Source organism: Noviherbaspirillum sp. (assembly GCF_035944575.1).
In the GTDB taxonomy this organism is placed as follows: domain Bacteria; phylum Pseudomonadota; class Gammaproteobacteria; order Burkholderiales; family Burkholderiaceae_D; genus Noviherbaspirillum.
Map to the genome: position 1 here is coordinate 1 of NZ_DASZBA010000106.1, position 8436 is coordinate 8436.

An 8436-nucleotide genomic window follows, 5' to 3' on the forward strand; every position below is an offset into this window, starting at 1 on the left:
ATCTTTGGCGCCTGGATGCTGAAGCGGTCGAACAGCAGCGCGATGCCGTCTGCCCATCCGCGAAAGCGCATGTGCTTCATCGCGAGTATCAGCTGGTGCCGTCCGAGAAGATGCGAAACGCCCTTGCGATGTTGCGCCGGAATGCGGTTGCTGTCGAAGCGTTCCTTCAGGCGCCGGATGAACGGTGGAAGCTCGGTGCCGGTCGCTGCCTTGCTCAGGCTGGGGAAGGCGCCGATGCGATAACCGACGAGCGGACTGGCGCAGTAGGCGACCGGATAGCGTTCCGCGACCTGGAACCAGACATCCTGGTCCTCGCCAAGGCTTTCGTTAAGCGGGAAGAAGATGTCGTGCTCGAAAAATATGCGGCGCGGAATCACCACCGAACAGGTAAAGAAGAAGTTGCCGGTTGCCCACGATTCGAAAAATCGCGTTACCAGTTGCGGTTCTCCCTCCCTGGCTTCGGATACGCCTTGGGGCAAGGACGAGACTTCCTTCTGCCCTTCTTCCGAGAAGCTGTAATACCGCGTCGCGAACATGCCGGCTTCCGGGTGAGCGCGTATCAGCCTGATGATGGTTGGAATGTACTCGGGCAGCCAGCAGTCATCGGCATCCAGAAAGGCGATGAAGTCGCCCTGTGCTTCATGGATACCGTGGTTTCTGGCCGCAGACACGCCCTGGTTCTTTTGCCGTATCAGCCGGATGCGCGGATCGCTCATCCGGGCGACGCGCTCCGGGCCGTCATCGGTCGACTCGTCGTCGATGACGATCACTTCGCGGACGCCCTGCGCGGCCAGCGCCGATGAAATTGCCTCTTCCACGTACTCACCCTTGTTGTACAAAGGAACGACGACGGAGATGGAGGGCAGGGGCTTCGCAATCATGTCTTGCTCCACTGGAGCTGCGGTTGCAGTTGCGGCTGCGGTACCCTGACCGGCGCGTAGGTGTGCACCAGCACCACCCGGAACAGCAGCAAGTGAATGAGGAAGTCGGCGCCGAAAATATTCGTCAGATCGAGCGGTGTCTCGCTGATGGAACGCACGAACACGATCGAGAACAACGCAAGCGACATGCCTCGGGTTTCTGCATTGGTCGTATAGGCGCGAGCGAACAGCGCGGTCATGTAGATCAACAGCCCCAGCAGGCCGACGAGGCCGGCTTCGGAGAGCGACTGCATGAACTGGCTGTGCGCGCTCAGTGCCGCATCGATACCGATGGATTTACGGAATTCCGGGCCCCACACATTCGAACCGTAACCGAACAATGGATTCGTTTGCCATGCACCGATCGCCGCTTCCCAGATCTGGGTTCGGCCGGTGAGCGACGAAACCTGCAGATCGCGGTCGATCACCGCAACTTCCTGGTCGAATGCCATCAATATGCCGTAGACGAAAATCAGGCCAAGCGCCATTAGGCACACCACCATCGGCGCGGCGAAGTTGCGCGGCGAGTAATACGAAATGTTGCGCTGCCGTGGATTGGCCGGCGAGCTGATCGAGCGTGTCCACCAGACGATGAAGAAGGCGATTAGGGCGGCGATCCACGCGGTCTTCGACTGGGTAAGGACCAGGGTGACCAGGCCAGCGCCGATAGCCAGGATCTGCAGCCAGCGCATGCGGAAGGGCCGGAACGTGAGCAGCAGCAGGAAGATCACGGCCAGCGGCCCGAGGCTGTTCGGGTTCGACCCGATACCCCACAGGCGAATGTTCAGGCCGGGCAGGTAACCCATGTCGTAACCGGTTTGCAGCGCCAGGTTCGGCTTTACCACGGCAAGCGCGCAGCTGCCGACCATGAAAAACAGCAGGCCGACCTTTGTGGCGTCCACCGCGGTGTTGCGGTCCTGGCCGCGGCTGAAGTAGATCGCGGTAAAGATGATGATCGCGGGCAGGTATCGGTCATGGAAGACCGGATCTGTGCCCAGTATGTTATTGATGACCAGGTTGGTGACGTAAAAGAAGACGAAAGCGAAGAACAGGCCCCGTCCTTCCCTGCCGCGGTTTTCCAGACTTTGCGATACCGACACCAGCCGCGCCATGCAAATGCCCAGGATGCCGATGGTGGTGAGACGGAAGAACCAGACCAGCATGCCGGAGCCGACTTCGGTCTTGACCGCATCCGAGGCTTCGGCGGTGAAGTCGCGCCCGGACAGGATGGCGCCGATCCCGATGGCGGCGATGAGGATCGGAAATATCATGGCGATCGTCCATCTGCGCAGCCGCTTCTGCACCAGCAGCAGCCATCCGAAGGCAAAGATGCCGACAATCCCGAAGATCAGGGCGCCGACGCCCGCGGTGAGCATGGAAATGATTTCGTTCACTCGTTTTCCCCTTTTGCTTTTCTGGTCTGTTCGACCTTTTCAGTCCGTTCGCCGTTGCGGTTGACCAGATCGGTCAACCAGCCCGGTAAATGAATTTCTGCAGCATCCCGCCGGCGCGTGATGGCAGGCGCATGGCGATCTTCTCGAAGAGCTGGGCAACGTGCCGGTTGATCAGGCTTGGGAACAGCCAGAGCGACGCAGCCATGCCGAGCGCACCTGCCGCCATATCGGCCGCCAGCCACAGCGCCGGGACTCCCGTCATCTGCCGCGCGGTCGAATCGGCGGCGAGGATGAGGCCGGTGGTGATCACCGTGGTGATCAAACCGCCCGTCATCGCCCTGGCAACGCGGCGCATGCTGATCTCGAGGGCACGGCAAGTCACGCCGAGGATGGATGCGGCACGGATGAAGTACATGCCGAAGACCGTCCATGCCACCGCTTCCAGCGAAAAGGCGGCGGCCAATCCGGCGGCCAGCGCGAAGACGATGGCGATCGGGATCTGGATCAGGAACTCCGTCTTGGTACGGCCGGCGACCCAGAGCAACGGCGTTGCCATGCCCAGCAGCAAATAGAGCGGCATTGCCAATGCGATCGGCTGCAACAATCCGGTCGCTTCCAGCCACGAACTGCCGTACAGGCTGTGAAGAATGGTTTCCGACGCTGCGGCGATGCCGAAGAACACCGGGAACAGCAGCAGCGTCACCGCGCCGATCATCGTCAGCAGGGCGCGGCGCAAACGGTCGCGGTCATCCTGCACCCGCGCACTTGTCGAAAACAGCGCGCCCTGGATCACGCCGATGATGGTGATGGTCGGGCTGGAAAGCAGGTTATAGGACAGCGAGTAGAAACCGGTCTGCGCCGCCGAGAACATGCGACCGATGATGACGCGGTCGATATTGCCGATCAGCCAGTTGACGATGTTGGTCGCAAACACCTTGGCGCCGTAGCCGAGCAGGTCGCCATCGCCGCCCTGGCGCAGGACGATGCCGACGGGGTGGCGCGATTTCGAATACAGCATGGCGAGATTCAGCACCACGTTGACGATGTAGGCGGCGATCAAGGCCCATACCTGCATGCCGGCCATCGCCATCGGGATGCCCACCACTACGAAACCGACGACATAGCTGGCGAAGGATGCGATCTGGATCGATTTGAAATCGAGCTCGCGCTTGAGCAGGTTCATCGATGGCGAGGAAATGGCATTCAGGAAGCAGATCACCGAAGCCACCTGGATGACATCGATCAGCCGTGGTTCGTTGAAGAATCCCGCCAGCGGCTGGGCGAGGAGAAATACCGCCAGCGACACAATGAAGCCGAGAATCAGCTGCCAGGTGAACACATAGCGGATATCGTCCGGCGTGATTTCCTTCTTTTGAATCAGGCCGTATGAAATCCCGATATCGGAAAAGAAGTTGGTGAAGCTGAGGACGATGGTCGCCATCGCGAAAATGCCGTACTCGACCGGGCCGAGAAGACGTGCGAGGACAATCTGCGCGCCGATCTGGAGGAGGGCGCGCAGCGCCGAGCCGAACCCACCCCAGAATACGGCGGAAATGCCCTTGCTCGCTAGACTGCTTTTTTTATCCATGACGATGATTGGCCTGCATGTGTCGAGTCATTACAAGCCGACGTTGATTGATGCGGTTATGCGCTTGCCAGCAGGCCGTGCGGACGAACCCCGGCTTCCGCGGCTGCTTCCTTCTCGGCGACGTCTGTCACGAAGTGCGCATACGTCTCCTTGATTCCTTCACCGAGCCGCATGCCCGGATGCCATCCGAGCGACAGCAGCTTGGAGTTGTCCATCAGCTTGCGCGGCGTGCCGTCAGGCTTGCTGGTATCGAACTCGATGTCGCCCTTGAAGCCGACGACCTTTCTGATGATTTCTGCAACCTCACGTATTGTGACGTCCTCGCCTGTGCCTACATTGATATGTGACAACATCGGGGTGGTGTGCTTTTCGTATTTCGCACGGTCAAGTTCCATCACGTGAACGCTGGCATCGGCCATATCGTCGACGAAGAGGAACTCACGGCGCGGCGTGCCCGTGCCCCAGATGGTCACCTTCTCGGCACCTTTGATTTTCGCTTCATGGAAGCGGCGGATCAGCGCCGGGATCACGTGGCTGTTCTCCGGATGATAGTTGTCGCCGGGACCGTACAGGTTGGTCGGCATGACGCTGCGGAAATCCGTTCCGTACTGGCGGTTGTAGCTCTCGCACATTTTGATGCCGGCGATCTTGGCGATTGCGTAGGGTTCATTGGTAGGCTCCAGCGAACCGCTCATGAGGTATTCCTCCTTGATCGGCTGTTCCGACAGGCGAGGATAGATGCATGATGAACCGAGGAACAGCAACTTCTGCACGCCGCTGCGCCATGCTTCGTGGATCACGTTCGACTGGACCATCATGTTGTCGTAGATGAATTCTGCCGGATAGGTGTTGTTCGCATGAATGCCGCCGACACGCGCCGCAGCCATATAGACTTCGTCGATCTGTTCGCGTTCGAAGAATGCGCGTACCGCGGCCTGATCGATCAAATCGAGCTCCGCGTGCGTGCGGGTGAGAATGTTATGGTACCCGCGCTTTTTCAGTGCGCGTACGATGGCCGAACCGACCAGGCCACGATGGCCGGCGACGAAGATGCGCTTGTTGCGCTTGTTGCGATTGTTGTTTTGCATTATTTCCTCTGTGCGTAATGTTGGCAAAGCCGGTGCGCGATGAATCCGCGTCCCGGATGAATTGCCGCTGCAAAAAAAGATATGTACTTGAGGGCTCGCTCCCGGCCCGTCAGCCTTGCTCGATGTAACCGTAGTGCGCGTGGTCGTGCTGCTGAAGCGGTCCTTCCTTGATCGCCGCCTGCAGGTCGGCCTGCACCATTTCCTTCACGAGCTGATCGAAAGTGGTGGCCGGCGCCCAACCAAGCTTTTCACGTGCCCGTCTGGCATCACCCAACAGGCTGTCGACCTCGGTCGGCCGGAAATATCGCGGGTCCACACGGACGATGGTCTGGCCGCGCGCTACGCCGGCATGGACTCCTGTATCCGTCACGATCGCCGTCTCCTCCAGCCCCTCGCCTTCCCAGCGAAGACCGAGTCCGATTTCGGTGGCGGCAGCCGTGACGAAGTCACGAACGCTGCGCTGCACGCCGGAGGCGATGACGAAATCTTCCGGCTGGTCTTGCTGCAGCATGCGCCACTGCATTTCCACATAGTCACGCGCATGGCCCCAGTCGCGCATGGCATTCAGATTGCCGAGATAGATGCAATCCTGCAGTCCGAGCACAATGCGGGCCAGGCCGCGGGTCACCTTGCGCGTAACAAACGTTTCCCCGCGCAACGGTGATTCGTGGTTGAACAGGATGCCGTTGCAGGCGTATATGCCATAGGCTTCGCGATAGTTGACGGTCATCCAGTAGGCGTACAGTTTTGCAATCGCATACGGACTGCGCGGGCGGAATGGGGTGTCCTCGTTCTGCATTGCAAATGCCGACTGCCCGAACATTTCACAGGTCGATGCCTGGTAGAAGCGAGTCTTCTTTTCCATTCCCAGTTGTCGCACCGTTTCGAGGAGGCGCAGCGGGCCGAGGGCATCGCAGCTCGCCGTATATTCCGGCTCCTCGAATGACACCGCCACGTGGCTCTGGGCCGCGAGGTTATAGATCTCGTCCGGCTGAACCTGTTGAACGATACGCATCAGTGAAGATGAATCCGTCATATCGCCGTGATACAGGATGAAGCGACGATCATCCTCCTGCGGGCCCTGATACAAATGGTCGATGCGGTCCGTGTTGAAGCGCGAGGTGCGGCGCTTGATGCCGTGAACGATATAACCCTTTCCCAGCAGCAGCTCCGCCAGATAGGCACCGTCCTGGCCGCTGATGCCGGTGATCAGCGCCACCTTGGGTTTGCTCTGTACCATGTTCATGAAATTCGCCGGTAGTTGAGGTTCTTTGGTCATGCCTGCTGCTTTCCTGGCTGCTGTCGATGAGCGGGTCAGCCGGCCAGCGCTTCCGCCGCTTCCGCCTGGCCGAGCCGGAGATCGCGCAGGTACTCGCCAAACTTTTCCTTTACTTCGGGATGGCGCAAGGCGAAGTGCACCATCGCCTGCAGATAGCCGAGCTTGCTGCCGCAGTCGTAGCGGACGCCGTCGAACCGGTAAGCGAGAACAGGTTCATCCGCCATCAGCGCGGCTATGCCGTCGGTCAGTTGCAGCTCGCCGCCCGCGCCCGGCTGCAGCCGCCGCAAGTGGCTGAAAATTGCCGGTGTGAGGACATAGCGTCCCACCACGCCGAGGTTGGATGGCGCGTTCTCCGGAGCCGGCTTTTCTACGATGCCGGTGAGTTTGATCAGGCGGTCGTTGAACGCGCTGCCTGCCACTACGCCATAGGAACGGCTCTGTTCGCGGGGAATCTGCTCCACGCCGAGAATGCTGGTGCCGAGCTGCTCATGCAGTTCGCACATCTGCCGCATGACCGGCACTTGTCCGTCCAGCAGGTCATCCGCCAGGATGACGGCGAACGGTTGATCATTCACCATGCGTTCGGCGCACAGCACCGCATGTCCGAGACCAAGCGCTTCGGCCTGGCGCACATAAAAGCAGGACACGTTGTCCGGCTTCACACTGCGCAGTACTTGAAGAAGCGCCTCCTTGTTGCGCGCTTCGAGTTCGGCCTCGAGTTCGTAAGCCATATCGAAATGGTCTTCGATCGCGCGCTTGTTGCGGCCGGTGACGAAGATCATCTCGGTGATGCCCGCAGCGATCGCTTCCTCCACCGCGTACTGGATCAGCGGCTTGTCCACGACCGGCAGCATTTCTTTCGGGCTCGCCTTCGTCGCGGGCAGGAAGCGGGTTCCGAGACCGGCAACAGGAAAAACGGCTTTCGTAATTTTTCGCATAGTTATCTGTTCCTTGTTAGGATTTGTCGTTCGAGAACGGGCCTGTTCTTCTTGCCTGCTCGCCCCGTTTTTCCTGCCTGCGCGACTTCACCAATGAGGTATAGGTCGGGTGCAGCAACATCAGGAAGCTCACGCAGATCGCTGCCGCCAGCATGTTGATTTCCCAGTCAAGCCGGCTGAAATTGCGATACGGGAGAAAGGACTGGATCACTTCGTCGAGGCCGCCCAGCACACCGATCAGCAGGAAGGTGCGCAGTCCCCGGTTGAGTCGGGTACCGTTCATGCCGCAATACAAAAGAACGCTGAGAATGGAGTAGGCGGTGAAATGCAGCAGCTTGTCCGACACCACGTTGGACGCCGCCATCGCCTTGCCGGGAATCGCGCCGACGCACACCATGAGAAGGAAGAAAAGGAAGGCGGCCAGCAGGCAGCGCTTCGGAGTGATGAGGTCGTGCAACGATGTCTTGTTCGTTTTCTGCATAGTCGATCTGGATGCCTGTCTTTGCCTATCGTGTTCGGCGAATGGATGAATGCTTCGCCGGATGCCGCCTTGCATCCCACATGGCAATCTATTGATTGAGGTTACGCCTGTGTCGCGAAGGAGAAATTGCGTTTGCGTAAGTTAGTTTGAAATTCGGCTGTGCGAATGCGCACTCAATATCGGCTGCCGTTTCATCTTCGCGCCGATGCATTGCATGAACGCGAAGATGACTCCCGCGAGACTAGGGAAGGCAGTGATATGGCGTGCATGCCGGATGTATTCCGTTAGTACGCATTCTTTCCAGTCCAGCCTTTGAAAGCGGTCCAGATGATGATGCGGATGTCCATCCACAGCGACCAGTTCTGGATGTAATGAAGGTCGAATTGAACGCGCTTTGCCATCTTGTCTACGGTATCGGTTTCACCACGGTGACCATGGATTTGCGCCCAGCCCGTGATGCCCGGTTTTACGCGATGGCGCAGCATGTACATCTCAAGCAGATCCTTGTACATCTCGTTGTGCTGCAGCGCATGCGGGCGCGGACCAACCACAGACATGTCGCCCAGCAACACGTTGATAAACTGCGGCAACTCGTCAAGGCTGGTGCGGCGCAGGAAGGCGCCGATCGGCGTGATGCGTGGATCGTCTTTCGTAGCCTGCTTCACGACACCGTGCTCCTGGTGCATCTTCATCGATCGGAATTTGTAGACGTTGAACTTCTTGCCGTTCAGCCCGAGCCGCGGCTGCT

The 8436-nt window shown here is 59.2% G+C and carries 8 protein-coding genes; all 8 read right to left on the reverse strand.

Going from position 1 to position 8436, the window contains the following annotated elements; genetic code table 11:
* A partial coding sequence (locus VGU61_RS06685; RefSeq protein WP_326858328.1) for a glycosyltransferase family 2 protein occupies nucleotides 1-881 on the reverse strand: 881 nt, incomplete at its 3' end.
* Complete coding sequence (locus VGU61_RS06690) at nucleotides 878-2314, reverse strand: O-antigen ligase family protein (protein WP_326858329.1); 1437 nt, start codon at nucleotides 2312-2314, stop codon at nucleotides 878-880. The genes VGU61_RS06690 and VGU61_RS06685, both read right to left, overlap by 4 nt.
* Before the next feature lie 73 nt (nucleotides 2315-2387).
* Nucleotides 2388-3902 (reverse strand): lipopolysaccharide biosynthesis protein, encoded by a 1515-nt coding sequence (locus VGU61_RS06695; RefSeq protein WP_326858330.1) that lies wholly within the window; start codon nucleotides 3900-3902, stop codon nucleotides 2388-2390.
* Nucleotides 3903-3958: 56 nt separating this feature from the next.
* Nucleotides 3959-4990, reverse strand: coding sequence for a GDP-L-fucose synthase (fcl, locus tag VGU61_RS06700; protein ID WP_326858331.1), 1032 nt, complete (start codon nucleotides 4988-4990; stop codon nucleotides 3959-3961).
* A gap of 109 nt (nucleotides 4991-5099) precedes the next feature.
* Nucleotides 5100-6269, reverse strand: coding sequence for a GDP-mannose 4,6-dehydratase (gene gmd, locus VGU61_RS06705; protein ID WP_326858332.1), 1170 nt, complete (start codon nucleotides 6267-6269; stop codon nucleotides 5100-5102).
* A 35-nt stretch (nucleotides 6270-6304) separates the two neighbouring features.
* Nucleotides 6305-7207, reverse strand: a complete 903-nt coding sequence (galU, locus tag VGU61_RS06710; protein WP_326858333.1) for a UTP--glucose-1-phosphate uridylyltransferase GalU — start codon at nucleotides 7205-7207, stop codon at nucleotides 6305-6307.
* A gap of 16 nt (nucleotides 7208-7223) precedes the next feature.
* Nucleotides 7224-7688: a VanZ family protein gene (locus tag VGU61_RS06715; protein WP_326858334.1), complete on the reverse strand. Its 465-nt coding sequence runs from the start codon at nucleotides 7686-7688 to the stop codon at nucleotides 7224-7226.
* Nucleotides 7689-7972: 284 nt separating this feature from the next.
* A partial coding sequence (locus tag VGU61_RS06720) for a sugar transferase (protein ID WP_326858335.1) occupies nucleotides 7973-8436 on the reverse strand: 464 nt, incomplete at its 5' end.

Coding starts and splice junctions, on each gene's coding strand:
- VGU61_RS06695 (WP_326858330.1), bottom strand. CDS start 3,902: ATGGATAAAAAAAGCAGTCTAGCGAGCAAGGGCATTTCCGCCGTATTC.
- fcl (WP_326858331.1), bottom strand. CDS start 4,990: ATGCAAAACAACAATCGCAACAAGCGCAACAAGCGCATCTTCGTCGCC.
- gmd (WP_326858332.1), bottom strand. CDS start 6,269: ATGACCAAAGAACCTCAACTACCGGCGAATTTCATGAACATGGTACAG.
- galU (WP_326858333.1), bottom strand. CDS start 7,207: ATGCGAAAAATTACGAAAGCCGTTTTTCCTGTTGCCGGTCTCGGAACC.
- VGU61_RS06715 (WP_326858334.1), bottom strand. CDS start 7,688: ATGCAGAAAACGAACAAGACATCGTTGCACGACCTCATCACTCCGAAG.